Source organism: Bradyrhizobium sp. S69 (assembly GCF_009766005.1).
Taxonomy (GTDB): Bacteria; Pseudomonadota; Alphaproteobacteria; order Rhizobiales; family Xanthobacteraceae; genus Bradyrhizobium.
This window is the reverse complement of record NZ_LMUK01000041.1, coordinates 1-26,895: the sequence shown is the minus strand read 5'-3', so window position 1 is coordinate 26,895 and position 26,895 is coordinate 1. Positions and strand designations below refer to the sequence as shown.

The following is a 26,895-nucleotide window of genomic DNA, read 5'->3' as shown; positions in this document are numbered from 1 at the left end:
ACGCAATAGGCTCCGCAACCGATCACAGTTTCTGTGAAACGCCGAAATAGAAACCGCGACGCGGCCCGAATTGCGGCGCGAACACGCCGATGCCGGAGCCGTCCCTGATCTCGTAGATCGTATCGAACAGGTTGACGACATCGAAGCGCAGCGTGGTCGGCTTGGTCGGCGACACCAGATTGAAGTCGTGCGACACGCCGACATTGACCTGGGTGTAGGACGGCACGGTGCTGCCGTTCGGAATGCCATCGGCGCTGTCGGCACGCAGGCCGCTGCCGTAGATCGCATCCATGCTGAATCGTGTTCCATTCCACAGATAGGATGCCCCGGCCGAAGCCGTCAGCAACTGGGCGTGGTCAGTGTAGACGTAGTTGTTGGCGATATAGGCGAGATCGGCGGGGCTGAACAGATACTGGTTCGACACCACGTCGCTCGCACGCTGTCGCGCCCAGGCCACGTTTCCATAAAGACGTAGGTTGCCGTTGGTGTAGGTGGTCTTGAACTCGACACCGGTATTCTGGGCATAGGCATAGTTGAACGCGGACAGCACATAGGCGGCGCCGAACTGGCCGTCGTCGAGCAGATCGGTCGCGGTCTTGTAGTAGGCATCGACCCCGACGGTGAGGCCGGGGATGGCATAGATCTTCTGATCGACGCCGATGTCGTAGACGTTGGAGCGTTCCGGCTGCACCGGATCGTTCTGCGACACGCCGGGCTGCGCCGTTGAGCCCTGCACCAGCGCGAGATTGGTCGGTGCCGCCAGCACCTGATCCGGCGGCGTGAAGTTGCGGGAATAGCCGGCATGGAACGTGGTGCCGTCATAGGGCTTCCAGGTCAGGTTGACGCGCGGGCTGAGCTGGTTGGCATCGACATATTGCCAGATCTGGTCGTATCGCAGCCCGTAGTTCAGGGTCAGCTGATTGGTGACCTTCCACTCATCCAATAAATAGGTGCTGAACTGGTAGCCGGTCTTGCTGCTCGTATCGAACACTGAATTTGGTGTCGTGTCAGGCGTTTGAGCGCCCGTGCTGTCAGTCGGTAGCACCAGCGATGCGTTATTCACCACGGACTGCTCCTCGCTGACCGAAAAGCCGAACTTCAGCGTGTGCGCGAAGCCGAGCCGATAGGAGGTATCTTCCTGGATGCCATTGACAAAACTTTGGCGGTAGACGTCCGAGGCCACACCGTTGAAGACGAGATCGCCGAGCGGATCTGGCGTGAAGTGCAACTGGCTGTAACGGTTGAAATAAGAGAGCTGATAGTCGTATCCGTCGCCGGCATGCTGATAGGCCAGCACGTTGAACTGGTTGAACTCGGTCTGCCGTTCGTTGAGCTGCGAGGAATCGAAGTTGGACACGCCGGAGGCGGTGAAAGCCGGCGTCTGCCCGGGATTGTTGGGAATTTCATAGCTGCCGTTCGAGACGCCGCTCATCAAGGTGAGGCGGCTGGCCGGATCGATCACCGTCGAGAGATAAAGGAAGCCCTTTTCCTGCGAGGTGTTGTCGTGAATCGCGTTATAGGCCGACGTCGGGTTTTCGATGCCGACGCTGTTGCCGAAGTAACGCCCCGAGACGTAATACTGGGTCTGTCCGACCGTGCCGCCATATTCGGCTGACGTCGTGATCGTGCCGTGGCTGCCGCCATAGATGCTGACGCTGCCGGTGTTACTGAAGGCGTCCGCCTTGGTCTGGATGTCGAGTACTGCGGCCGTATGCAAGCCATACTGTGCCGGCAACGCGCCGGTGATCAGCGCCAGGCTGCCGACGATGCCGGTGTCGATGATCTGTCCGAAGGCGCCGACGCCATCCGGCAACATGATGCCGTTGATGCGGTATTGCAGATTGGCGTGCTCGTTGCGGACGTGCAGGTCGCCGCTCGCGGCCGAGTCCTGCGATACGCCCGGGGCCTGCAACAGCGCCCGGTCGAGCGAGGTGTTGGTGCCTTGCGGCAGCGCTTCGAGAGCCTGCTGGCTCATTTCATAGGAACCGGCGCCGGTCGGCGCCACGATGGCGCGGCGGGCTTCGTCGAATTTGTCGTTCTTGCCGGCGAGCAGCTTCTCCGGGCTCTGTGGCGGCGTGGCGGGAGGCGGCACGCGACGCTTCTCCGTGGCCACCCGGGTCACGGGACGCCGCGGCTTCACGGTCTTCGGCGCGTCGACCTCGATGTTCGGAAGCGCGACAGCCCCATTGTCGGCGGAGGAGGGCGCTGTCGCCGCGGCCGGGGCTTGTGACGGTGCGGCGGCTTGCGATGGCGCAGGCGAGGTTACCGGCGCGGGCGCCGGCGTTTGGGCGCGCGCCTGAGGCGCAAGACCGCAGAGCAGCAACGAGGCTACGCCTGAGGTGGCTAACAGGGTTCTCTTTGACACAGACGTTACTTCCGATCCTTGCCGTCGATGGCCGACGGTCTGATTTCGATTAATCCCGCGGGATGCGATCGCGCGTGACGCGACGATCCTTCGGGCCGATCAATCAATCGAGGTCAGGAGATCGGGGGCGCGCGCGGCTGGAACGCAACGCGGACCGAGTTCAGATGGACGAACTCGGCGTCGGTGGCCCGGTACAACAGTTCGACGGCCTGCGGCAGCTGCAGCAGCGGCGGTGTCGCAAACAACACCGCATTCGCCATCGCCATGACGGCGCAGATCGCACAGCCATCGCTATCGGAATCGCGGTCAGAGCCAGGTTTCTGCCGTTGCGCGGGCTGACTTGCGATTTCCGTTGCGGCAAGGCTGCTGGCGCGAGAAGCCTCGAACGGCCCAGGGCTTGATTGAATCTGGCTTGATTGAATCAGGCTGGATTGGATCGCGGGCGACGCCTGCGCGGCAAACCCGTGGAAGTGCCCGAACGACAAACCAAACTGGATCGCCAGCGCCAACAGCGCGAGGCGCGAGCCATATTTGATATTGGACCGGAACCATTTCATTCGAAAAACGCACCCCACATCGCAACGATAGGCAAAGATCAAGCCACCGTCGATGTTATATTATAACATCAGGGATGCCAGGCGGATGTCAACCGCAGTCCGGTTTGTGTCGGAAGATTTCGTCAGGTCAGTGTAATTTGGCAACGCCTGGAGCGGGCGCCGCGTAGCCATCAGCGCCCTTCGCGCAACCAGGTCGCGGCGAATGCCCCGAGCAGCAACAACAGGCCGATCAGCCCGGCGAACACCGGCAGCACGCCGACGCCCTTGACGACGCTGGCGTCGCGCATCCGCACGCCCATCCAGCCGTCGCCGCGAAACACGCTTGATGAGCGCACCGGGACGATGCGCGGCAGGTCGATGCTGGTGCCGTCCACCACGCGCCTCGCATCACCGCCGGTTGATTGCGCCAGCGGCTTGAGCATGTCGGTGGTGGACGTCACTTCCGAAAACTCCTTCGGATTGGTCGGGCCGACATTGATCAGGGCTTTCAGCGTGCCGTCGGTGGCCTGCCACAGGCCAAGTTCATTGGCCGGAATGGTCGCGCTCCAGATGCCGGGATCGCCGGCCGCCAAGGTCAGTTCGCGCGTGGCGCCCGATGGCGAGGTCACCGTCACCGGCGTGACATTGTCCGCCATGGTCTGGCGCTGCACGGCGAGATCCTTGCCGTGGATTTGCAGCCGCAGCGCCTCTTCGTCGAGGTCGGGCTGCTTCATCAGCCAATGCGACATCCGCCGCAGCAGGTCGAGATGCGGTCCGCCGCCTTCATAGCCGCGGGCCCAGAGCCAGATCTGGTCCGACAACAACAGCGCGACGCGGCCTTCGCCGTAGCGTGACAGCAGCAGCAGCGGCTTGCCGTCGGCGCCGGTCATCACCGGAGGGGTGGTGACGTTGCGGGTGTCGACGGTGCGGAAGAAACGGCTCCAATGCGGCGGCTCGGAGGCGGAGCCCTCGAGCCCGCGCGTCACCGGATGGCGTTTGCCGGCGTCGCTCAAATGCGCATAAAACGGTTTCTCGGTGACGCCGACCGGCTCGGCCGGCAGCACCGAGTCGAGCGAGGTGCGCCAGATGCTGGTGGTCGAGGCGTAATCCGGACCGGCCGAGACCAGCATCGCGCCGCCGGCGCGGACGTAGCGCGCGATGTTGTCGAAATAGGCGGTCGGCAGCACGCCCTGGCGGGCATAGCGGTCGAAGATGATCAACTGGAATTCGTTGATCTTCTGCTGAAACAGTTCGCGGGTCGGAAACGCGATCAGCGACAACTCGTTGATCGGCGTACCGTCCTGCTTCTCCGGCGGACGCAAAATCGTAAAGTGCACGAGATCGACGCTGGGGTCGGATTTCAAGAGGTTGCGCCAGGTGCGCTCGCCGGCATGCGGCTCGCCCGAGACCAGCAGCACGCGCAATTTGTCGCGCACGCCGTCGATCGCGACCACCGCGCGGTTGTTGACCGGGGTCAGCTCGTTCTCGAGCGGAGAGGCCTCGATCTCGACGATGTTCGGCCCGGCATGCTTGATGTCGATATCGACATTGACGGTCTGGCCGCTCAGCACGGTGCGCTCGTTGATGACGTCGCCGTCGCGGCGCACCGTGACCTTGGCGCGGTCGCCGGTGACGCCCTGGTCGTCGAGCCGATAGGTGATGGTCTGGGTCTGTCCGACGATGCCGAAACGCGGCGCGGCCGAGATCGCGATGCGGCGGTCGCGCTCGTTCTTTTGTCCGGTAATCAGCGCGTGCACCGGCGCCTGGAATCCCAGTGCGGCGGCATTGGCGGGAATATCATGCACCCGGCCGTCGGTAATCAGGAAAGCGCCGGCGACGCGGTCGACCGGCACGTCCGACAGCGCCGAGGACAATGCGCCGAACAGTCTGGTGCCGTCGGTTTCGCCATCGGCCTGGCCTGCTTCGACGACGCGTACTTCCAATCCCTTGATCTTCTTCAGCTCATCGACCAGGGCTTCCCGCGCCTCGGCGGTTTCCTTGGTGCGCTGGCCGAAATTCTGGCTGGGGCTCTTGTCGACCACGACCACGGCCACCGACGACAGCGGCTCGCGGTCCTCGCGGGTAAACGATGGGTTGGCCAGCGCCAGCACGATCAGCGCCAGCGCCGCCACGCGCACCGCCGCACCCCGCGACCTCCCGAGCAACAGCAATACCGCGATCACCGTGATGGCGCCGAGCGCCAGCCACAGCACCAGCGAGGGAACCAGCGGGGTAAATGCGATGCCGTAATTCATTTGGTTGCCTGGCAAGTTGGCGTCATCCTGAGGAGCGCGCCCTTGCGCGCGTCTCGAAGGATGGACGCAACACGGGGACTCGCGTCCATCCTTCGAGACGCGGCGAAGACGCCGCTCCTCAGGATGACGGCCGAGATAGCTTCACAGGCCCTCATTATGACGGCGATACTCATTGTCCCAGCCGTTCGATCAGCGCCGGCGCATGCACCTGGTCGGCCTTGTAGTTGCCGGTCAATGTGTACATCACGATGTTGACGCCGGCCCGGAACGCGAATTCGCGCTGCCGCGGCTCACCGGGCGACAGCGGCAGCATGGCCTGGCCATCGGGACGGATCGCCCAGGCGCCGGCCAGATCGTTCGAGGTGATGATGATCGGCGAGACGCCGTCGCCGCCACGCGCCGGGTGGGAGGCGGCCTCGTCGTCTTCCTCGCGCGGCAACGCTTCGACCCAAGTCTGCCCGCTGGTGAAGCGGCCGGGAAAATCCCGCAACAGATAAAACGTCTTGGTCAGCACGTGATCGCGCGGCACCGGCTCGAGTTCGGGCACGTCGAGCGAGGACAGCAGTTCGCGCAGCGTCTGCATGCCCGGCGTCTGCGCCGCGCCGCCTTCGCCCGGAGGCGCGTCGATGGCGTCGCGGGTATCGAACAACACTGTGCCGCCCTGTTTCATGTAGGCGTCGATCTTGTTGATGGCGTCCTGCGGCGGCTTCGCCGCGCCCGGCACCACCGGCCAGTAGATCAGCGGGAAGAACGCCAGTTCGTCATGCGCGGGATCGATGCCGACGGGATCACCGGCCTCGAGCGCGGTGCGTTGCGCCAGAAACAAAGTCAGTCCGGACAGCCCCGCCTTGACGATCGAATCCACGTCGGCGTTGCCGGTGACGACATAAGCGAGCCGGGTCTGCGAGACCGCCTTGATCGCAAAGTCGTCTTTCTCATCGGCATGGGATGTCGCCGGTGCGAACATCATCGCGGTCAGGATCACGGTGAAGGCCAGAGCGGCCGATGCCGGACGCCGCCGCAGCAATGCAGCGATGCCGGCGCCGAGGAACGCGACGATGATGGCATCGACCAGGAACAGCGCCAGCGCCGACGACAGCAGGATGCCTCGCAAATCGCGCGGCTCGGAATTGGTGTAGCTGGCGTGCTGCGCCTTCAGTGCGGAAATATCCAGCGGCGCGATGCGATCCGCCGCCGCCAGCGTATTGACCGCGAGCGGACCGTCGGCGGGGCCGTAGAACCCCGGCGGATGGTCCGACGCCGCACGGTCGCGGAAATCAGCTTGGATTGGTTTTGCGGTCGAGGGCGGCGGCCCGAACGCGCCAAAGCCGTCGAGCGTACGCAGTGGCGCCACCGTTTCGGTGGTCGCTTCGCCGGCCGGACCGGCGCCCGGATTGGCGGTATAACCGGACATATCGACGATCCGCCGCAGCATCTCGACGAAGGTGCCGGACATCGGCAAATCGGACCAGCGCATATCGGCGGCGACATGGAACAGGCTGACGACGCCCTTGCCACGGTGGTCGCCCGTCACCAGCGGCGTGCCATCTTCCAGTGAGGCCCAGGTTCTCGCCACCAGGGCCGCGTCCGGTTCAGCCAATACCTGACGGTTGACGGTGATGTCTTTTGGCACCGCGAGGCCCGCGAACGGCCCGGCGGAGGCAAACGAGGCGAGATGCTGCGGCTTCTCCCAGGTCAGGCTGCCACCCAGCGTACGTCCGCCGCTGCGCAGTTTGACCGGCACCAGATCGTCGTCCTCGGCCTGCGCCAGCCGTGGGCCGGCGAAACGCACCAGCACGCCGCCCTGTTCGATCCAGGCGTTGAGGCGTTCGCGGATTTCAGGCGACAGCGAGCCGACGTCGGCCAGCACGATCATCGGAAGCTTCTGGTCGAGAAATTGCGTGATCGCCTGCTGCGGCGCGCCGCGATCGCCCAGCCGCACGTCGGCGAACGGCGCCAGCGCGCGGGTCAGGTAGAATGTCGATGCCAGCAACGGCTGCGCGGTATCGGTGGTCGATCCGCTGACGATGCCGATCGCGCGCCGCCGCCATCTCTTGTCGAGCAGTTGCACCGCGCCGGCGGAGCGTTCGCCGGATATTTCCAGCCGTGCGATGTCGTTGCGCAACTCGACCGGCAGATCGAACGCGGCTTCGGTCTCGCGATCCTGCGGGGCGAAGCCGAAATGGGCTTCCGCGATCGGCGAACCCTTGAGGTCGAGCGCGCGGACGATGCCCCCGGCAATGCCGCTGTCGGTACGCAGCACCTTGACGGTCATCTTTGCCGCGGCATTTTCAGCGGCGACCAGCGCCAGCGGCGAGGGCGTGCCGTCCTTGAACACCGTCAGCGCGTGATCTCCGATGGTCTTGCCCAGGGCCTCGACGAATTCCGGCCCGCGTCCGGTATCGACGCCGTCCGACAGCCACGCCAGTTCGCAGTCGCCGGTCGCTTTGAGAAAACGTCCGATCGCAGGCAGGGTATCGATCCGTTCGATCGCGTAGGGTTTTGGCGTGAGCTGGCGCAAGGCCACGCGCGCGGTGCCGGCCGGCATCAGCGTGACGTCACGCGCCGGCTCGGACAACGGAATCAGCGCGACGGCGCGGCGGTCGCTGTCGGCGCGTGCGATCAATTCGTCGGCGGCCTTGACCCGGATGTCCCAGCTCGCCGCCGCAGTCCAGCCGTCGTCGAGCAGGATCGCCAGCGGCGCGTGGCCGCCGGCTGCCTGGCCTTGCGGATTCCAGGTCGGTCCCGCTGCCGCGAAGATAATCAGCGCCGCCGCCGCCAGCCGCAATGCGGTCAGCCACCACGGTGTGCGCGACGGGGTTTCCTCCTTCGGCGCGATGTCGAACAACAGCCGCGTCGGCGGAAACTCGATACGCCGCGGCCGCGGCGGCATCACCCGCAACAGCCACCACAGCACCGGCAGGCTCAACAGGCCCAGCAGCAACAATGGCTCCGCGAAGGAAAGAGGCAGTCCGGCCATCATGCGCTTCGTCCCGCTTTGACCGTCGCATTGCCTGCGCTGGCCTTGCTCACCATCATGCCGCTATGCAGGAACAACAACAGCTCGGCGGCCGAGCGATCGGTGGTGTGGGTGGAGAACAGCCAGTCCAACCGGTTGGTCTCGGCGCGAATCTGGTCGCGGTGCAGCGCCACGCGCGCCACGTAATCGCTTGCCCAGCGCTCGGCGCGGCCGGCGGTGATGATGCCGCCACCTTCCGGCTCGACGAATTCGACGCGGCCGGAATACGGAAAACTCTCTTCGGCCGGATCGACGATCTGCACCAGCGTGCCGTGGGCGCCGGAGGCCGACAGGCCGGCGAGCGTCGTCTTGATCTCCGATATGGGTGACCAGAAATCCGACAGCACCACGATTTCGGCCAGTGCCGACGGCACGAACGACGGCGGCAGGCTCAACCGGCTGGAATCGTCATGCAGCATCGCCTGCGCCATCTTGTCGATCACGCTGCGGCTGGCGGTGGGGTTCATCAGGCCGGGAACGCCGACGCGCTCGCCGCCCGCGACCAACAACTCGGCGAGCGCGAATGTCACGATCAAGCCGCGCTCCAACTTGCTGTCGCGAGCTTGTTTGGACGCAAAGGCCATCGAGGGCGAACGGTCCGGCCACAGCCACACGGTATGGGCGGACTCCCATTCATGTTCGCGGACGTAGAGATGATCGTCGCGCGCCGAGCGGCGCCAGTCGACGTTCTGCGACGGCTCGCCGGAATTGAAACGGCGGTATTGCCAGAAACTTTCGCCGGCGCCGGCGCGCCGGCGTCCGTGCAGACCGTGGATCACATTGGCGGCGATGCGGCGGGCTTCAAGCACGAGACGCGGCAGCGATGCGGCGAGCGTTCGGCTTTCGCCGTCGGCACGTCGGATTGCTGTGATCTCTCCAGTTGCGTGCTTGTTCGCTTCCGCCATCAACCGATCCGAGCCTTCAATTGCCGGATCACATCGGGAATGGTGCGTCCTTCAGCGCGCGCGGAGAACGTCAGCGCCATGCGGTGCTTGAGAACCGGCTCAGCCAGATCGAGCACGTCGTCGATCGAGGGCGCAAGACGGCCGTCGAGCAGCGCGCGGGCGCGAACCGCGAGCATCAGCGACTGGCTGGCGCGGGGACCCGGTCCCCACGCGATCAGCTTGCCGGTCTCGCCGCCGTCGGGGCCTGGACGTGCGGAGCGCACCAGCGTCAGGATCGCTTCGACGACGCTGTCGCCGACCGGCAGCCGACGCACAAGCCGTTGCGCGGTGATCAGGATCTCGGCGTTCATCGCGGCCTTCGCCAGCGTCTCTTCCGCGCCGGTGGTCTCGAACAGGATGCGCCGCTCGGCGTCGCGATCCGGATAATCGACGTCGATCTCCATCAGGAAGCGATCGAGCTGCGCTTCGGGCAGCGGATAAGTGCCTTCCTGCTCCAGCGGATTTTGCGTCGCCAGCACATGGAACGGCTTCGGCAGATCATGCCGCGCACCGGCCACCGTGATGTGCTGCTCCTGCATCGCCTGCAGCAGCGCCGATTGGGTGCGCGGGCTGGCGCGGTTGATTTCGTCGGCCATCAGAAGCTGCGCGAATACCGGCCCGGAAATGAAGCGGAACGAGCGCTTGCCGCTGCTGCTTTCGTCCAGCACCTCGGCGCCGAGAATATCCGACGGCATCAGGTCCGGCGTGAACTGGATGCGCTTGGCGTCCAGGCCCAGCGTGATCCCTAAGGTTTCCACCAGCTTGGTCTTGGCCAGGCCCGGCACGCCGATCAAGAGCGCATGACCGCCGGACAGGATCGTCACCAGCGTGTTTTCGATCACGCGGTCCTGGCCGAAAATAACGGTGGAGATCGCTTCCTTTGCGCTACGGATTTGGCCGGCGACCTGCTCGGCCGAACGGACGATCACGTCCTCGAGTTTTTCGACACTGTCTGCGCCAGCCATTCCGTCAGCTCCTTAAAGACGCCGCTACCCAGCGTCGTCATGCCATGAACCTCATGCTAAACCTGTGTGAAGGCCATGTATTCGTTGAATTAAACTATCCCCACATTATCGGCTTTTCGGGGTATGAACGGCATCACGATGTGGCGAGAACGTTAGTTCCGCGCACATCGGGAGAACTTGCACCAATCGTGCCAGATTGAACGTTCGAACTTTAAGGCAAACAATGGCGAAGCAAGGGCAGAACACCGACCAGGGCCGTGAAAGCCAAGATCTTGAAAATCAGGGTCTTGAAAATCAGGGTCTTGAAAACAAGAGCCGTGAGAAGATGGGTCTTGAAAGCCTCACCGCTGCGGCCACCGATGCGGCCAAAGCCAGCCCCGCCGAAAAGGGCCAAAAGGGACTGCCGCCGGTCCATCTGTGGAATCCGCCGTTCTGCGGCGATCTCGACATGCGAATCGCCAGCGACGGCAGCTGGTTCTACCTGGGAACGCCGATCGGGCGACCGGCGCTGGTGCGGCTGTTTTCGACCATCCTCAAACGCGAGGACGGCAAGCACTTTCTCGTGACACCGGTGGAGAAGGTCGGCATCCGCGTCGACGATGCGCCGTTCCTCGCTGTCGAGATGCTGAGGGAGGGCGAGGGTGAGGGCCGGTTGCTGCGGTTCCGCACCAATGTCGACGACTGGGTCGATTGCGATGCCGCGCACGGCTTGCGGTTCAAGGCCGCTGCCGACGGCGGCCTCACGCCCTATCTTCACGTTCGAGCGGATCTTTGGGCCAAGGTAACGCGGGCGATCTATTATGATCTGGTTGACATCGGCGAGGAGCGAGTGGTCGATGGTCGTGCGATGTTCGGGATAGCGTCCGGCGGCGGGTTTTTCGCGATGGCCGATGCGGAGCAAATGAGGGACGCAACTTGAACGGACCGATGCTGAAGACCGAGCCGGCGTTGATCGATTCGGCGGAGTTCTTCGCGCGCGCCCACGCGCGCCTGCGCTTCGACATCCCGCCGGGCCTGACCGATGCCAGTATCGTTCCGCCGAGCGGCGATCAGGGCACCGATCGGATGCTGGAAATGATCGCGCGCGAACAGCCGATCCGGCCCGCGGCGGTCTTGATCGCGGTGGTGGACCATCCGCAGCCGACCGTGCTGCTGACGCAGCGGGCGGCGCATCTGCACGACCACGCCGGCCAGATTTCGTTTCCCGGCGGCAAGATCGATCCGGAGGACGCTTCCCCGCTCGATGCGGCGCTGCGCGAAGCCTGGGAGGAAATCGGCCTGGCGCGCGAATTCATCGATCCGATCGGCTATCTCGATCTCTACGGCACCGGCTTCGGATTTCGCATCCTGCCGACGGTGGCGCGGATCAGGCCGGGCTTCGATCTGCGCATCAGTGCAGACGAGGTCGACGATGCGTTCGAGGTGCCGTTGGCGTTCCTGATGGATGCGGCGAACCATCAGGTGCACAACAAGGAATTCCGCGGCATCATGCGTTCGTATTACGCGATGCCGTTCGAGCAGCATTATATCTGGGGTGCGACCGCGGGAATGCTGCGCGTGCTCTATGAGCGGATCTGCCGCTCATGATCCGTCCGGCTTTCACCGAAGTCGGAATTTTCCTGATCCCGTTCGCGGCCTATGCCCTGTTTCTGATCGCATCACGCTCCGGATTGCTGGTGCAGGCATCGTGGCCGCTGCATGTGATTGCCAGGCTGGCGATCGGCGCCATGCTGCTTGTGATCGCGAGTTTCATCCTGCTCGCGCATTTCTCCATCGGATCGACCAACTCGACCTATGTTCCGGCGCATGTCGAGAACGGCAAGTTCGTTCCCGGAGTTGCCAAATGACGGACGCGCGCGCGCGCGTCGACGCGCCCTGGCTCAGCTCCGGTCCGGTCGCCCGCGTGCTGGCGTTGCTGAATGGCGATGGCGCCGAGGCGCGCGTGGTCGGCGGCGCCGTTCGCAACGCGCTGCTCGGGATTCCGGTCAATGAGTTCGACATCGCAACCACGGCGTTACCCGCCGAGGTGATCCGCCGCGCCAAGGCCGCCGGCATCAAGAGCGTGCCGACCGGCATCGCGCATGGCACGGTGACATTGGTCGTCGAGGCCCAGCCGTTCGAGGTCACCACCTTGCGGCAGGACGTCGAGACCTTTGGACGCAAGGCCAGGGTTGTGTTCGGCACCGACTGGGCGCGCGACGCCGAACGGCGCGATTTCACCATCAATGGCCTGTCGGTCGGCACCGACGGCGTGGTGCATGACTATGTCGGGGGCCTTTCGGATATCGCGGCCAAGCGCGTGCGCTTCATCGGCGATCCCAAGCTTCGGATCGCCGAGGATTATTTGCGGATCCTCCGCTTCTTCCGAATTCACGCCGCCTATGGCACGGGCGAGCCGGATCGCGCGGGATATCTCGCCTGCATCGGCGGAAGTGCTGGCCTTGCAGGCCTTTCCGCCGAACGCATGCGCATGGAAATGCTGAAGCTGATGGTGGCGCAAGGCGCTACGACGGCCGTCGTGGCGATGGCGGATGGCGGCTTGCTGCTGCCGATTTTCGGCGGTGTCGCCTATACCGGCGCGTTTGCCGCGATGATCGCAGCCGAGCATGCGCTTGGACTTCCGCCGAACGCCATTCGCAGGCTCGGCGCGCTGGCGGTCGCGCTGTCGGAGGATGCGCGGCGGCTGGCGGCGCGGCTGCGGCTGACTAACAACGAGACCAAGGCGCTGGATTCCATGGGCCATCGCTGGTGGCGGATGGCCGGGATGGACGAGGCGCGGGCACGGCGGCGGCTATACCGGCTTGGCGCGGAGCGTTACCGCGACCGGCTGATGCTGGCCTGGGCCCGGGATGGCGGGCGGGCGAGTTCGGCATCCTGGCGCGACCTTGCCACCTTGCCGGACCGCTGGAGTGCGCCGAAATTCCCGCTGAAGGCCGCCGATTTTGTCGGTCGCGGCATTGACGCTGGTCCAGCGCTCGGGCATGTGCTCGGTCTGGCCGAAGACGCATGGCTCGCGGCGGATTTTCCGCTCGATGCGCCCGCGCTGGAGGCCATCGCGGACCAGACCATCACCCGTTTCAAGCGCGATCATCGGCTTTGAATATCCTTTCCGGCTTCGCCGATATTTCCATCGTCCAACTGTTGCTGGTCGCAGGCATGGCGCTGTTTGCCTCCGTGATCGGCGGTCTGGCCGGCTACGGCACCGGCGCGCTGATGCCGCTGGTCCTGGTGCCGCTGGTTGGCGCCGAGCCGGTGGTGCCGATCATCGCGATCTCCTCGATCTTCACCAATTTCAGCCGTTTCGCCGCCTATTTCCGTTATGCCGACCGCCGTCGCGCGCTGATTGTGGTTGGCGCCTCGGCGCTGACCACAGCACTCGGCGCTTACGGCTACACGCGCCTGAGCGGCGCGGGTGCGGCGGTGGTGATCGGCGCCATGCTGATATTGAGCGTGCCGCTGCGCCGTCTGCTCAAGCGCCACGATGTCAGGATCGGCAACAGCGGGCTCGCCGCCGGTGCGGTCGGTTACGGCGTGCTGGTTGGCGGCACCGCGGGATCCGGCGTCATCCTGCTGTCGCTGTTGATGGCGGTGGGCCTGGAAGGCGCCGCCGTGATCGCTACCGACGCGGTGGTCTCCTTGGTGACCAGCGTCATCAAGATTTCGGTGTTTGGAATGGCCGGCGTGGTCAGCCCCCAGGTGCTGGCCTTCGCGGTGCTGATCGGGGTCGTGGCGCTGCCGGGCGCGTTTCTGGCGAAGGCGTTCGTCGAGCGCATGCCGGTGCATATCCACACCGCGATCCTCGACGTCGCGGTGATGATCGGTGGCGTGGTGATGATATCCTCGGCGCTACGGCAGTTGCTCTGACGCGATCGGGGCTTTCATCCCTGGGACGTTCGTATCGGCGTGCAGCGACCGCTGAACAGGCCGATGGCGTCGCGAACCAGCGGCACGTGGCAGAAAAAGCCTGACGGCCGGTACTTGACCCGGATTCTCTCAAGTTCAGACATCGCCAGACTCATGAAGGCATTCTGCCGGACCACCTGCTCATAGAGGTGGGTGCTATATCTGTCCTGCCTGGCCAGGAACTCGGCTTTTCGTTTATCGCTGACCTCGTTTTTCGAGGCCCAAATGCGCGCGGTCTCGATTTCGCTATGCACCATCTCGAAGCAATAATGCATGGTCACCACATGATGCTTGGCGCTGTGCCAGTCGATCATGATAGCGGGTTTGGCGGGATTGATCTTGCCGGTTGCCCGATCAACGGCGCAAAGGTTGACCGTGGACTTTTTCAGATCGTCTGCTGTCCCGGTGGTGCAGATGTTCGGCGGAGCGCTGCCTTGCGCGTCGGCATTGGCGGTTCCGTAATGCGGGGAATTCACCGGCGCGCTACAGTCGAAATTATAGTCTCTGAGCAGCGTTTCGGTCAGCGGGTCCTGATAGAGAGCGTCTGCCGTTGCCGGATCGCGGCCGCGGTTGCTGGGCCAGTCCATGTAGATTTCGGCCTTGCGGGCAAAAACGTTGCTGTTCAGGCGCAATGCTATCCGCGTCTTGAGGTAGTTCGGAAAGACCTCCTGGGCGGCCGCGGTAATCATGGCGTTGCTGCCGCTGTCGGACAGGTCGGCAAGCGCGTCGGCATAGTCGAAATAGATCAGCTGTTGCAGCATATGCGCTTCGGCAAACGAATTCGAAATATCGACGAAGGCGCCGGTGGCGTCGGCCATGTCGGCCTTGGCCTGCGTACTGACTTTGTCTTCATATGAATTGAGATATTGGAAATAGCCGCCCAAAAAACTCGTCAGCAAGGTGACGGCGGTCAAGCCTTTGGCGATCGAGAGCCGGCTGTCCCAGGCCTGGATGCGCTTCCAGAAGCCTGTGCCCTGTGCAGGGGCCGCCGGAACCGGCACCGGGTTTTGTAGGTCGTCGGGTTGCATCGTCGCCCCCAGCTGGACGGGCGCGAGCCTAACGCAATCCTTAATTGTGGTCTATGGCCCGTTCACCTTCGGCGGCGTGGTGATGATTTCGTCGGCGTTGCGCTGAACGCCTTATCCGTGCTCGGCAGGCACTAACTCGCTCAGCGAGCGGATGATGCGATCCGGCTTGACGGTGGAGCCGACAGGCAGGCCGTCGCCGTGCACGTCGATCCAGATCGCGTAGATGCCGAGCCGCTGCGGCGCCTCGACTTCCCATTCCAGATTGTCGCCGACCATCCAGGTCTCGGCCGCGGTGACCCCGAGCGCCTGCATCGCGTGCAGATAGGCGCGCGCTTCCGGCTTGCCGAAGCCGTGCTCGCCTTCGATCTGGATGTGATCGAAGCGATGCGCCAGCGCAAAGCGCTCGACCTTGGCGCGCTGGGTATCCGCGCCACCATTGGTCACCAGCGCGAGCTTGACGCCGCGGGCCCGCAGCGCATCGATGGCATCATGCGCGCCCGGGAACACGAACGCTTCCTCCTCGCGAAACCTCGTGAAACGGTCGGCCAGCCGTACCGCCAGATCGTCCGACAAGATGGTTTGATGGACTGCGCCCAGCGCGGCGAACCCTCCCTTGACCGTCAGTTGCCGGGCCTCGGTGAGTTTCAGTCGCCACGCGGCATCCGCCGTGGCCCAGAATTGACGCGCGAATGTCAGGATCGCCGCGGCGACCTGTTGCGGTGGGAGCGGTACCAACTCCGCGGCGAATTCTTCCGCGATCTTGTTCCAGGCGATGTCGGGGCGTCCATAGGCCGACAGGATGGTGTCGTCCATGTCGATCAGCATCGCGCGGGGCAAAGGCATCATCGTCTTCACGGCCATTTCACTTCCGGCGGCATCGACGACAGGATCGAATCGACATTGCCGCCGGTCTTCAGGCCGAAGGTCGTGCCACGATCGTACAGCAGGTTGAATTCGACATAGCGGCCGCGGCGCACCAATTGCTCCTCGCGGTCTGCCGGCGTCCAGGGCGTCTTGAAATTCCGGCGCACCAGATCGGGGTATATCTTGAGAAACGCACGGCCGATGTCCTGGGTAAAGGCGAAGTCGGCATCCCAATCGCCGGAATCGTGGTGATCGTAGAAGATGCCGCCGATGCCGCGGGCTTCCTTGCGATGCGGCAGATAGAAATAGTCGTCGCACCATTTCTTGTAGCGGCCGTAATCGGCGACGCCGTGATGGCCGCTACAGGCAGTCTCCATCGCCCGATGAAACGCAATCGTGTCGACATCTTCCTGGCTCCGCCGCCGCTCGAGCACCGGCGTCAGATCCGATCCGCCGCCGAACCAAGCCTTCGTCGTCACCACGAAGCGCGTGTTCATGTGCACGGCAGGGACGTGCGGATTGCGCATATGGGCGATGACCGAAACGCCGGACGCCCAGAATCGCGGGTCTTCGCCGGCGCCTTGAATCTGGGCGCGGAATTCGGGCGCGAACTCACCATGCACGGTCGAGCAATGCACGCCGACCTTTTCGAACAGGCGCCCGTACATCATCGACATCACGCCGCCGCCGCCAGGCCGGCTGCTATGGTCGACGCGGTCCCAGGGGCTGCGCACGAAGCGCCCGGCATCGCCGGGATAGAGTGAGGCCGGCGCGTCGTCCTCGAGTTTTTCGAAGGCCATGCAGATGTCGTCGCGCAGCGCTTCGAACCAGCCTCGCGCGCGGGACTTTTGATCTTCAATGACAGAGGCGTCCATGCAGAATTCCTAGAGCGAACGAAGCCAGATCCGTCATTGCGAGCGTAGCGAAGCAATCCAGAACAACAAGGCAAGACTGGATTGCTTCGTCGCTAGCGCTCCTCGCGATGACGGCAAAAATTACCCCTGCGGCCCAAAGTAAGCGCAGCTTTCGTTGCAGCTGTCGCGGTGAACACTGACCCGGGTGAGGCGGCCGGCATGCTCGACCCGTTCCCAGATGAAGCGCGCGAGGTTTTCCAGCGTCGGTGCGCCCAGCGCCTCGATCTTGTTGAGCAGTTTGTGGTCGAGCGCCTTTTGCACGTCGGCCATGCTGCGTTCGAGCAGGCCGAGATCGACCACCATCCCGGTCGCCGGATCCGGCGTGCCGCGCACGGTCACCTCGGCGCGGAACGAGTGGCCGTGGATTTCCTCGCTGGCCGCGCCAAACGTCGTTCCCGGCAGCGCATGCGCGGCCTCGAACCGGAACGATTTTGTTAACTCCCACATCGGCAAATCCAAGTCCCGTCTAGAGCCTCGTTCCGATAGAATCGGAACGGGGCTCTAGTCTTTTATTTTGACGCGTTTTCTTCACGCGAACCGGTTTCCACTTCGCTCGAAAACGCTCTCAAGCCAAGCCCTACCTGATACCTAGCGTCTTGTGCGTTTGCACGCTAAGCCGCCATTGCGGATGGCGCAGGCAATAATCCACCGCGCGCGCGGTGTTCTCGATCACATCGGGCCCGTCCATCGGCTGTAGCGAGAAGCGCTCGAAGGCGAGATCGACAAAGGTCTCAGGCAGCGCATCGGCTTGCGGATAAACCAGCTTGAGCTCGTGACCCTGCCGGAGCGCCAGTTCGGCGCCGCCCTTGGGGCTGACGCAAATCCAGTCCATGCCGTCCGGCGGAACCAGCGTGCCGTTGGTCTCGATCCCGATCGAAAAGCCATGCCCGTGCAGGGCCTCGATCAGCGGCGTGTCGACCTGCAGCAGCGGTTCGCCGCCGGTCAATATCACGTAACGATGGGCAGGGTCGCCGCTCCATTGCGCGGCGATGGTATCGGCGAGTTCGCCGGCCGAGGCGTAGCGACCGCCCAGGGTTCCGTCGGTCCCGACGAAATCAGTGTCGCAAAACCGGCAGGTCGCGGTGGCGCGATCCTGTTCGCGGCCGCTCCAGAGATTGCAGCCCGTGAACCGGCAGAACACCGCGGCCCGGCCGGCATGGGCGCCTTCGCCCTGTAGGGTCAAAAATATCTCCTTCACCGCGTAACTCACCGTATCGTCTCCTGAATGGTCGCCTTGGTTTGCCGCAACGCCTCGCCCAATGCCATGGCGGCGGCCATCGCCACATTGAGCGAGCGCAGGCCGGGCTTGATCGGGATCACCAGTTTGGCATCGGCTGCGGCTGCGACCGCGTCCGGAACACCGGCCGATTCCCGTCCGAACAGCAGGATGTCGGCGGTCTCAAAGCGATAATCAAGATAGCAGCCAGCCGCCTTGGTCGTGAACAGCACCAGCCGATGCGCCTCGTCGAGCCGCCATTCTTCGAATTTGGCCCAGGAATCATGCCGCGTGATCGTCACCTGATCGAGATAATCCATGCCGGCGCGGCGGAAGTGCCGGTCGGACACCGGAAATCCCGCCGGCTCGATAATATGGGCCGTGACATCCAGGCACGCGCACAGCCGCAGAATCGTCCCCGTGTTCTGGGGAATATCGGGCTGGTAAAGTGCGATCTGCATTCTGCGATGGGCCTTCGGGGCGGGCTGGCGGTCCCCATGAAATGACTGAAAAATCACAGCTCGGCGCGGATTTAGTGCATTGCACGCATGTCAGCCGATAGCGGGCTTGCGCTCTTACGGCAAGGGTGCCAATAGAACGATTCTGGACTGCCTTGTTCTGCCATAATTGGCGGGACAAAGCGGTGATTGATGCCGCCGCGGGGGTCGCGGGCGCCGGCAGCCTCCTCCCGGTCAATGGGCGTTGCCTGGGGCGGTTCTACCGGCTGCAGTTGAGAAAGGGTTTGGGATCGTGACGACAGCGTCTTCGGCGGGCTCGACACGCCGTGATTTCCTCTTTGTTGCAACGGGAGCCGTCGCCGCGGTCGGCGGATTGGCCACGGTCTGGCCGCTGGTTTCCCAGATGAATCCGGACGCTTCGACGATTGCGGCCGGCGCACCGATCGAAGTCGACCTGACGCCGATCGCCACCGGTCAGGACATCAAGGTGTTCTGGCGCGGCAAGCCGATCTACATCATGAACCGTACCAAGAAGCAGATCGACGAGGCCCGCGCGGTGTCCGTCACTGAGCTTCGCGATCCGCAAACTGATCAATCCCGGGTCAAGGACGGCCATGATAACTGGCTGGTCGTGATCGGCATCTGCACCCATCTCGGCTGCATCCCGATCGCCCATGACGGCAATTACGACGGCTTCTTCTGCCCCTGCCACGGTTCGCAATACGACTCCTCCGGTCGCATTCGCCAGGGGCCAGCGCCCCTGAACCTGCCGGTCCCGCCCTATCAATTCGTTTCCGACAGCAAAATCCAGATTGGCTGAGGCTTGGATCTGACTTCCAGGTTTCATAACCCGTCGCGTCGTCTTTAAAAATTCCCTAGGGATCGCACCATGAGCGGACCATCCGACTACCAGCCGACCAATCCCGTCGTGAAATGGATTGAACGGCGTCTCCCGATCTTTGGCCTCGTCCACTCCTCGTTCGTGGCCTATCCGACGCCGCGCAACCTGAACTATTGGTGGACCTTCGGCGCCATCCTTTCCTTCATGCTCGGCGTGCAGATCCTGACCGGCATCATCCTGGCGATGCACTACACGCCGAATGCGGATCTCGCCTTCAAGTCGGTCGAAAGCCTCGTCCGCGACGTGAACTACGGCTGGATGCTGCGCAATATCCACGCCGCCGGCGCCTCGATGTTCTTCTTTGCCGTCTACATCCACATGTTCCGCGGCCTGTATTACGGGTCGTACAAGGAGCCGCGCGAAATCCTCTGGATCCTCGGTGTCATCATCTACCTCTTGATGATGGCGACCGGCTTCATGGGTTACGTGCTGCCCTGGGGCCAGATGAGCTTCTGGGGCGCCACCGTCATCACCAATTTGTTCTCCGCCATTCCCTATGTAGGCGACAGCATCGTGACCCTGCTATGGGGCGGCTATTCGGTCGGCAATCCGACGCTGAATCGCTTCTTCTCGCTGCATTATCTGCTGCCGTTCGTGATCGCCGGCGTGGTCGTGCTGCACGTCTGGGCGCTGCATGTCGCGGGTCAGAACAACCCGGCCGGGGTCGAGGTCAAGACCGAAAAAGACACGGTGCCGTTCACGCCCTACGCGACCATCAAGGATGCGTTCGGCGTCTCCTGCTTCCTGCTCTTCTTCGCCTGGTTCATCTTCTACATGCCGAACTATCTCGGCGACGCCGACAACTACATTCCCGCCAATCCCGGTGTGACACCGATGCATATCGTGCCGGAATGGTATTACCTGCCGTTCTACGCGATCCTGCGCTCGATCCCGAACAAGCTTGCCGGCGTCATCGCGATGTTCTCGGCGATCGTCGTGCTGGCGTTCCTGCCCTGGCTCGATAGCGCCAGGACCCGCTCGTCGAAATATCGCCCGCTGGCCAAGCAGTTCTTCTGGATGTTCGTCGTGGTCTGCGTGTTGCTCGGTTATCTCGGCGCGCAGCCGCCGGAAGGCATCTATGTGATCGCCGGCCGCATCCTGACCTTCTGCTACTTCGCCTACTTCCTGATCCTGCTGCCGCTGTTGAGCCGGATCGAGACGCCGCGGCCGATTCCGAATTCGATCGCCGAGGACGTGCTGGCCAAGAGCAAAGGCAAGTCGGCCGTTGCTTCCGTGGCGATCATGTTCGCGCTCGCCGGTGCGCTGTTTGCCGGAAGCGCCGGCAACGCCAGGGCGGCGGAGGATCTGGTGCCGCCGTCGCAGAGCTGGTCGTTCGCCGGTCCGCTCGGCAAATTCGATCGCGGTTCGCTGCAGCGTGGCCTGAAGGTCTACAAGGAAGTCTGTTCCGCCTGTCACTCGCTGAACTATATCGCGTTCCGCAATCTCGCCGATGCCGGCGGTCCCGGTTATTCCGAGGCGCAGGCCGCATCGCTCGCGTCCGAATACAAGATCAAGGACGGCCCGAACGACCAGGGCGACATGTTCGAGCGGCCGGGCCGGCCCGCCGATTACTTCCCGGCACCGTTCCCGAACGAGCAGGCAGCGCGCGCGGCCAATGGCGGCGGCTTGCCCCCGGACCTGTCGCTGATCACCAAGGCGCGGTCGTATGAGCGCGGCTTCCCGCAGTTCATCTTCGACTTCTTCACCCAGTTCCAGGAGCAGGGCCCGAACTATGTGAGCGCGATCCTGCAGGGGTTCGACGACAAGGTCCCGGCGGATGTCAGCATTCCGGCCGGCTCCTACTACAACAAATATTTCCCCGGCCATTCCATCAAGATGCCGAAGCCGCTGAGCGACGGCCAGGTGACGTTTGACGATGGCGCGCCGGCGACCGTCCCGCAATATGCCCACGACGTCACCACGTTCCTGATGTGGGCGGCGGAGCCGCATTTGGAGCAGCGCAAGCGGATCGGCTTGCAGGTGTTCGTGTTCCTGATCCTGTTTGCCGGTTTGATGTATTTTACAAAGAAGAAAGTCTGGGCCAACGCCCACTGATCTTTCGGATATTGTGAGAGAAATTCGAAAAAGCCCCCGCACGGGGGCTTTTTTGTTGCTCGAGTGTGAGCAAGTGTCGCCACATCCTGAGAGCTCTGTGAAGCTATTTCGACGTCATCCTGAGGTGCGCGCCGTCTTCGGCGAGCCTCGAAGGATGGTGTTCAGCGCTGTGCTTGCGGCCATCCTTCGAGGCGCGCAAGAAAGCGCGCGCACCTCAGGATGACGGCAGTGTGTGTGGCGCGATGCCATCGCATCGCATAAGTCCGATTGCGTCTCGCCCCGGCAGCGACCAAAATGGCCGCCAAGCAGTCCCAAGCAATCAGCGGAGGAACCCATGGGCACCAGCATCACTTTCAAGCGTCCCGACGGCAAGGATGCCAACGGCTATCTCGCCAACACGGCGCGCGGCAACGCGCCGGGCGTGGTCGTGATCCAGGAATGGTGGGGCTTGCAGGATCAGATCAAGGGCATGTGCGACCGCTTCGCGCTGGCCGGCTTCGATGCGCTGGCGCCCGATCTCTACAAGGGCACGGTGGTGCCGTATCACGACACCGATGCGGCCGGCAAAGAGATGAACTCGCTGGATTTCATGGATGCCACCACGCAGACCGTGCGCGGCGCCGCGCAATATCTTGCGCGCAACGGCGCCAAGGTCGGGTTGACCGGCTTCTGCCTCGGCGGCGCGGTCACCATCATCGGCGCCACCAAAATTCCGGAACTCACCGCCGGCGTGGTGTTCTACGGCATTCCGCCGGAAGCGGCGGCGAAACCCGCGGACGTCAAAATTCCGCTGCAGGGCCATTTCGCTAACAGGGACGATTGGTGCACGCCGCAACTGGTCGATGGTTTCGAGCAGGGAATGAAGGCCGCCGGCAAGTCGCTGGAGCTTTTCCGCTATGATGCCGACCACGGTTTTGGCAACGAGCAGCGCCTGTCGGTGCACGACCGGCAGTCCGCCGAACTGGCCTGGGGCCGGGCGACGGAGTTTTTCCGGAAGCATTTGGGGTGAGGTTATAAAACCCGTGCGTCGTCCCGGCGAAGTAGGTTGTGAGGCAATCACCGACGTCATCCTGAGGAGCGGCGTCTTCGCCGCGTCTCGAAGGATGCTGTTCAGCTCCGTGCTTGCGGCCATCCTTCGAGGCTCGCAAGTGCTCGCACCTCAGGATGACGTCGAAATAGTTTCACAGCTTTGAAGGCCGGGACGACGCTCGTATTAGCTGAGCCGCTCACCCCTTGCCGCTGACCCCGTCCCACCACGGACACGTCCCCGACACGAGTTTGTAATTGCCGTCAATGACCTGCACCGGCGCGCGCAGGCCGCTTGCCGCCGCGTGCATTCGCATGTCGCGCGCGACTTCGCGGTCGGCGGGCGGCAGCCAGACGCGCTCGTGGCCCCACAGGCTTGGGCCGGCCTTCATCTCGAACGGTTGCCATGTCTTGGGCTCGATATCGCGGCCGCCCCAGCCGCATTCGACCATGAACGACGACGGCGTTTTGGCGTAAAACGACGTCATGAAGTCGTTGGTGTGACGGCCGAGCGTGACGTTGACCCGCTCGGGTTCGCCCAGGGCGATGTCGTAGCACTGCCCGACATCGTCGAGCGAAAACATCTCGACCATCAGATGATGCATGCCGTTTTTGCCGGTCTCGATCAAAGCGAGGCTGTGATGCCGCGCGTTGATGTGAAAGAAATAGGCACGAAATGGCTTCTCGATATAATCGCTGAGCCCGAAGCCCAGCACATCGACATAAAACGGCATCACCGCGTCGATGTTCTCGACCGTCAGCACCGCGTGGCCGACGCCGAGCGGACCGGTGCGGAAGCCGGACATCGAACGCCCCGGGCTGAACGGCGTATCGGCGATCTCCGCGCCGTAGAACGCTTCGAGCCGATTGCCGGCGGGATCGTGAAACGAAATCAGGCTGCGAACGCGCCTGTTATCGGCCAGCGTTTGCGGCTCGGCAATCACAGCGACTTGGGCTGCCTCCAGCCGGGCGCCAAGCCGGTCCAGCGCCACGGCATCGGCAACCTCCCAGCCAAAAAAGCGCGTGCCGTCCGGCATCGCGCGGTCGATCACGATGCGTTGTTTGCGGTCGTCCATCCGGAACGCCAGCAGCGAGGTGCTGCGCTCCACCGCCTGCAACCCGACCAGGCCGGTCCCGAACTGCCGCCAGCCATCGAGATCGGCCGAGCCGAACCCGACATATCCCAACCCCTGCAATGGTCCCTGAGCCGGCATCGCGCGCCTCCGTTTGGCTTCGAAGCCCGATCGTTGGTTTGGCCGGGCTTGCTCAAATCCTACGCATATTTTGGGTCGTCCAACACCGAAAGATGCGAGGCGGTAGCCGGGCGTGCTCACCTTGCGGCTACCCCCTCCCTAACCCCCCGGCAAGGGGGAGGGGACGCCAACGGGCTCTGCCCCCGCGCCTTGACATTGGTCGTGGCCGGTGGTGTCTACCCCTCCATGAGCACCGTCCGTCCAACCCGTCTGTGGTGGCGCACCTTTTAAAAGGTGGCCGTGCGATTTCATTTTCTCCAATCGTTTGAGGCCGTCATCGCAGCGCGACGGTCTTTCGTTTGTCCTGTGTGGCGTTCCCTCGGCAAGTTTCGTAAGAGGATCACATGAACAGGACAGCCTTCTCGCTTCCCGCAACCTGCGAATACCGCACCCGGGGTGGGCTCGTGGTGTCGCGGTCGGTGGAGCAGTTCACCGGCGGCGCCAACCGGCTGGACGATCTGATCGACCTGCTCGACCGCCGCCGCGGCGTGGTGCTGTCGTCCGGCACCACGGTACCCGGCCGCTACGAGAGTTTTGACCTCGGCTTTTCCGATCCACCCATGGTGCTGGAAACCACGGGCTCCGAGTTCTCGCTGCAAGCGCTGAATGCGCGCGGCGAGGTGCTGATTGCGTTTCTCGGCGAGGTGCTGCGCGAGCCCTGCGTCGTGATCTCGGAAAAAACCGCCACGCGGCTGGCCGGCCATATCGTGCGCGGCGCAGCGCCGATCGATGAGGACCAGCGCACCCGGCGCGCCAGCGTGATGTCGCTGGTGCGCGAACTGGTGGCGGTGCTCGGTTCCAACGACGATCCGATGCTCGGCCTGTTCGGCGCCTTCGCCTACGACCTGGTGTTCCAGATCGAGGATCTGGTGCAGAAGCGCGCGCGCGAGAGCGACCAGCGCGACATCGTGCTGTATGTGCCGGATCGCCTCTTGGCCTATGACCGCGCCATCGGGCGTGGCGTGGTGCTGTCATATGACTTCGCCTGGAATGGCAAGACCAGCGCGGACCTGCCGCGAATCTCGGCGGAAAGCCTTTACACCCAAACACCGCGTCAGGGATTTGCCGATCACGCCCCCGGCGAATACCAGGCTACGGTCGAGACCGCGCGCGCGGCGTTCGCGCGTGGCGATCTGTTCGAGGCGGTGCCGGGGCAATTGTTCGCCGAGCCCTGCGAGCGCTCGCCGGCGGAAGTGTTCCAGCGGCTGTGCCGGATCAATCCGTCGCCCTATGGCGCGCTGATGAATCTCGGTGACGGCGAATTCCTGGTGTCGGCATCGCCCGAAATGTTCGTGCGCTGCGACGGCCGGCGGGTCGAGACCTGCCCGATCTCGGGCACCATCGCGCGCGGTCGCGATGCGATCGGCGACGCCGAGCAGATCCGGCAATTGCTGAATTCCGAAAAGGACGAATTCGAACTCAACATGTGCACCGATGTCGATCGCAACGACAAGGCGCGCATCTGCGTGCCCGGCAGCATCAAGGTGCTGGCGCGGCGGCAGATCGAGACCTATTCGAAACTGTTTCACACCGTCGATCACGTCGAGGGCATGCTGCGGCCGGGGTTCGACTCGCTTGATGCGTTCCTCACCCACGCCTGGGCGGTGACGGTGACCGGCGCCCCGAAATTATGGGCGATGCAGTTCGTCGAGGACCATGAACGCTCGCCGCGGCGCTGGTATGCAGGCGCCATCGGCGCGGTCAATTTCGACGGCAGCATCAACACCGGGCTCACGATCCGCACCATCCGCATGAAGGACGGCCTCGCCGAAGTGCGGGTCGGCGCCACCTGTCTGTTCGATTCCGATCCTGCCGCCGAGGACCGCGAATGCCAGGTCAAGGCGGCGGCGTTGTTCCAGGCGCTGCGTGGCGATCCGCCGAAGCCGCTGTCGGCGTTCGCGCCGGATGCGACCGGTTCCGGCAAGCGCGTGCTGCTGATCGATCATGACGACAGTTTTGTCCATATGCTGGCGGATTATTTCCGGCAGGTCGGCGCCGCCGTCACCGTGGTCCGGCATGTTCACGCCCAGCAGATGTTGAGCAGCAAGGACTACGATCTTTTGGTGCTGTCGCCGGGACCGGGCAGGCCGGAGGATTTTGCGATCGCCAAAACCATCGATGCGGCGCTGGCCAGAAAGCTGCCGATCTTCGGCGTCTGTCTCGGCGTGCAGGCGATCGGCGAATATTTCGGCGGCCAGTTGGGCCAGCTCGGCCAGCCCGCGCATGGGCGGCCGTCGCGGGTTCAGGTGCAAGGCGGCCGGCTGATGCAGAACCTGCCCCATGAAATCGTGATCGGGCGCTATCACTCGCTCTATGTCGAGCGCGACAGCATGCCCGACGTGCTGGCAGTCACGGCGAGCACCGAGGATGGGGTCGCGATGGCGATCGAGCACAAGACCTTGGCCGTCGGCGGCGTGCAATTCCATCCGGAGTCGTTGATGTCGCTCGGCGGTGAAGTCGGCCTGCGCATCGTGGAAAATGCTTTCCGGCTGGGCGTACCCTTGAATTGAAAATGACGAAATAAAATCCTGAGAGAGATATCGATGAACCCTGAACTCGAACATGATTTGAAAGCCGCCGTCCGCACGATTCCGGACTACCCGAAGCCGGGAATTCTGTTTCGCGACATCACCACGCTGCTCGGCGATGCGCGGTCGTTTCGCCGCGCGGTCGACGAACTGGTGCAGCCCTGGGCCGGCAACAAGATCGACAAGGTCGCCGGCATCGAGGCGCGCGGCTTCATCATCGGCGGTGCGGTAGCGCATCAGGTATCCGCCGGTTTCGTGCCGATCCGCAAGAAGGGCAAGCTGCCGCACACCACGGTGCGGATCGCCTATTCGCTGGAATACGGTCTCGACGAGATGGAGATGCACGCCGACGCCATCCTGCCCGGCGAGCGCGTCATTCTGGTCGACGATCTCATCGCCACCGGCGGCACCGCCGAGGGCGCGGTGAAGCTGCTGCGCCAGATCGGCGCCAATGTGGTCGCCGCCTGCTTCATCATCGATCTGCCGGAACTCGGCGGCGCCGCGAAACTGCGCGCGATGGATGTGCCGGTGCGAACGCTGATGTCCTTCGACGGGCATTGAGGGAGTTTGTCGTCCCGGCCTTGCGCCGGGACCCATATGTGGACGGCCCCCGTGCCACAAGAGTTTTTTTCAGGGTCTGATCGGATCGCTTGCATCCATATGTC

The 26,895-nt window shown here is 63.7% G+C and carries 23 protein-coding genes; 10 read left to right on the top strand and 13 right to left on the bottom strand.

All coding sequences use genetic code 11. The features are described from left to right. Positions 1 to 22: 22 nt before the first annotated feature. From GSQ88_RS17505 to GSQ88_RS17480, 6 genes are all read right to left on the bottom strand, one after another. On the bottom strand, positions 23 to 2,365 hold the full coding sequence (locus GSQ88_RS17505) for a TonB-dependent receptor (protein WP_246784849.1): 2,343 nt from the start codon (positions 2,363 to 2,365) through the stop codon (positions 23 to 25). A 113-nt stretch (positions 2,366 to 2,478) separates the two neighbouring features. Beyond that, entirely contained in the window at positions 2,479 to 2,922 is a 444-nt protein-coding gene (locus GSQ88_RS17500) for a DUF2946 family protein (protein WP_159008997.1), read from the bottom strand. A 170-nt stretch (positions 2,923 to 3,092) separates the two neighbouring features. Beyond that, positions 3,093 to 5,156, bottom strand: coding sequence for a hypothetical protein (locus tag GSQ88_RS17495; RefSeq protein ID WP_159009473.1), 2,064 nt, complete (start codon positions 5,154 to 5,156; stop codon positions 3,093 to 3,095). Positions 5,157 to 5,325: 169 nt separating this feature from the next. Continuing rightward, on the bottom strand, positions 5,326 to 8,136 hold the full coding sequence (locus GSQ88_RS17490) for a DUF4159 domain-containing protein (RefSeq protein WP_159009472.1): 2,811 nt from the start codon (positions 8,134 to 8,136) through the stop codon (positions 5,326 to 5,328). After that, the gene (locus GSQ88_RS17485) at positions 8,136 to 9,080 is read right to left on the bottom strand and encodes a DUF58 domain-containing protein (protein WP_159008996.1); all 945 of its coding nucleotides are present in this window, start codon (positions 9,078 to 9,080) and stop codon (positions 8,136 to 8,138) included. The genes GSQ88_RS17490 and GSQ88_RS17485 overlap by 1 nt, the downstream gene beginning before the upstream one ends. Next, positions 9,080 to 10,084: an AAA family ATPase gene (locus tag GSQ88_RS17480; RefSeq protein WP_159008995.1), complete on the bottom strand. Its 1,005-nt coding sequence runs from the start codon at positions 10,082 to 10,084 to the stop codon at positions 9,080 to 9,082. Before GSQ88_RS17480 ends, GSQ88_RS17485 begins: the two co-directional genes overlap by 1 nt. Before the next feature lie 325 nt (positions 10,085 to 10,409). Here GSQ88_RS17480 and GSQ88_RS17475 point away from each other — a divergent pair, with 325 nt between their 5' ends. Genes GSQ88_RS17475 through GSQ88_RS17455 form a run of 5 tightly spaced genes read left to right on the top strand, consistent with a single transcriptional unit; the run spans position 10,410 to position 13,948 of the window. Then, positions 10,410 to 11,003, top strand: coding sequence for a DUF1285 domain-containing protein (locus tag GSQ88_RS17475; protein ID WP_246784885.1), 594 nt, complete (start codon positions 10,410 to 10,412; stop codon positions 11,001 to 11,003). Between the two features lie 8 nt (positions 11,004 to 11,011). Further along, positions 11,012 to 11,671 (top strand): CoA pyrophosphatase, encoded by a 660-nt coding sequence (locus GSQ88_RS17470; RefSeq protein ID WP_174248042.1) that lies wholly within the window; start codon positions 11,012 to 11,014, stop codon positions 11,669 to 11,671. Next, positions 11,668 to 11,931 (top strand): DUF6111 family protein, encoded by a 264-nt coding sequence (locus GSQ88_RS17465; RefSeq protein WP_159008992.1) that lies wholly within the window; start codon positions 11,668 to 11,670, stop codon positions 11,929 to 11,931. The genes GSQ88_RS17470 and GSQ88_RS17465 overlap by 4 nt, the downstream gene beginning before the upstream one ends. After that, a complete protein-coding gene (locus GSQ88_RS17460) occupies positions 11,928 to 13,184 on the top strand; it encodes a CCA tRNA nucleotidyltransferase (RefSeq protein WP_159008991.1) in 1,257 nt (418 codons plus the stop codon). The genes GSQ88_RS17465 and GSQ88_RS17460 overlap by 4 nt, the downstream gene beginning before the upstream one ends. Beyond that, positions 13,181 to 13,948: a sulfite exporter TauE/SafE family protein gene (locus GSQ88_RS17455; RefSeq protein WP_159008990.1), complete on the top strand. Its 768-nt coding sequence runs from the start codon at positions 13,181 to 13,183 to the stop codon at positions 13,946 to 13,948. Before GSQ88_RS17460 ends, GSQ88_RS17455 begins: the two co-directional genes overlap by 4 nt. Before the next feature lie 14 nt (positions 13,949 to 13,962). On the opposite strand, the gene GSQ88_RS17450 is transcribed toward GSQ88_RS17455, so the two are convergent. The 6 genes from GSQ88_RS17450 to GSQ88_RS17425 all read right to left on the bottom strand — a co-directional run bounded on the left by GSQ88_RS17450 (position 13,963) and on the right by GSQ88_RS17425 (position 18,470). Further along, on the bottom strand, positions 13,963 to 15,015 hold the full coding sequence (locus tag GSQ88_RS17450) for a hypothetical protein (protein ID WP_159008989.1): 1,053 nt from the start codon (positions 15,013 to 15,015) through the stop codon (positions 13,963 to 13,965). Between the two features lie 111 nt (positions 15,016 to 15,126). Further along, positions 15,127 to 15,876, bottom strand: coding sequence for an HAD family hydrolase (locus tag GSQ88_RS17445; RefSeq protein WP_159008988.1), 750 nt, complete (start codon positions 15,874 to 15,876; stop codon positions 15,127 to 15,129). Continuing rightward, on the bottom strand, positions 15,867 to 16,754 hold the full coding sequence (gene hemF / locus GSQ88_RS17440; RefSeq protein ID WP_159008987.1) for an oxygen-dependent coproporphyrinogen oxidase: 888 nt from the start codon (positions 16,752 to 16,754) through the stop codon (positions 15,867 to 15,869). Before hemF ends, GSQ88_RS17445 begins: the two co-directional genes overlap by 10 nt. A gap of 120 nt (positions 16,755 to 16,874) precedes the next feature. Further along, positions 16,875 to 17,240 (bottom strand): 6-pyruvoyl trahydropterin synthase family protein, encoded by a 366-nt coding sequence (locus GSQ88_RS17435; RefSeq protein ID WP_159008986.1) that lies wholly within the window; start codon positions 17,238 to 17,240, stop codon positions 16,875 to 16,877. A gap of 130 nt (positions 17,241 to 17,370) precedes the next feature. Further along, complete coding sequence (gene queE, locus GSQ88_RS17430) at positions 17,371 to 18,003, bottom strand: 7-carboxy-7-deazaguanine synthase (RefSeq protein WP_159008985.1); 633 nt, start codon at positions 18,001 to 18,003, stop codon at positions 17,371 to 17,373. Then, on the bottom strand, positions 18,000 to 18,470 hold the full coding sequence (locus tag GSQ88_RS17425; RefSeq protein ID WP_159008984.1) for a tRNA (cytidine(34)-2'-O)-methyltransferase: 471 nt from the start codon (positions 18,468 to 18,470) through the stop codon (positions 18,000 to 18,002). Before GSQ88_RS17425 ends, queE begins: the two co-directional genes overlap by 4 nt. 289 nt (positions 18,471 to 18,759) lie before the next feature. Here GSQ88_RS17425 and petA point away from each other — a divergent pair, with 289 nt between their 5' ends. The 3 genes from petA (at position 18,760) to GSQ88_RS17410 (ending at position 22,432) form a co-directional block, all read left to right on the top strand. Continuing rightward, positions 18,760 to 19,287, top strand: a complete 528-nt coding sequence (petA, locus tag GSQ88_RS17420) for a ubiquinol-cytochrome c reductase iron-sulfur subunit (RefSeq protein WP_159008983.1) — start codon at positions 18,760 to 18,762, stop codon at positions 19,285 to 19,287. Positions 19,288 to 19,356: 69 nt separating this feature from the next. After that, positions 19,357 to 21,423 carry a cytochrome c1 gene (locus GSQ88_RS17415; protein ID WP_159008982.1) on the top strand — a complete coding sequence of 689 codons (2,067 nt, stop codon included), beginning with the start codon at positions 19,357 to 19,359 and terminating at the stop codon, positions 21,421 to 21,423. Positions 21,424 to 21,757: 334 nt separating this feature from the next. Further along, complete coding sequence (locus tag GSQ88_RS17410) at positions 21,758 to 22,432, top strand: dienelactone hydrolase family protein (RefSeq protein ID WP_159008981.1); 675 nt, start codon at positions 21,758 to 21,760, stop codon at positions 22,430 to 22,432. A gap of 217 nt (positions 22,433 to 22,649) precedes the next feature. Here the strand turns inward: GSQ88_RS17410 and GSQ88_RS17405 are convergent, their stop codons facing one another. Next, entirely contained in the window at positions 22,650 to 23,663 is a 1,014-nt protein-coding gene (locus tag GSQ88_RS17405; protein ID WP_159008980.1) for a VOC family protein, read from the bottom strand. A 383-nt stretch (positions 23,664 to 24,046) separates the two neighbouring features. On the opposite strand from GSQ88_RS17405, the gene GSQ88_RS17400 reads away from it, so the two are divergent. Both GSQ88_RS17400 and GSQ88_RS17395 read left to right on the top strand, forming a co-directional pair. Continuing rightward, positions 24,047 to 26,212, top strand: a complete 2,166-nt coding sequence (locus tag GSQ88_RS17400; protein ID WP_159008979.1) for an anthranilate synthase component I — start codon at positions 24,047 to 24,049, stop codon at positions 26,210 to 26,212. 33 nt (positions 26,213 to 26,245) lie between these two features. Further along, a complete protein-coding gene (locus tag GSQ88_RS17395; protein WP_159008978.1) occupies positions 26,246 to 26,791 on the top strand; it encodes an adenine phosphoribosyltransferase in 546 nt (181 codons plus the stop codon). The last annotated feature ends 104 nt before the right edge of the window (positions 26,792 to 26,895 follow it).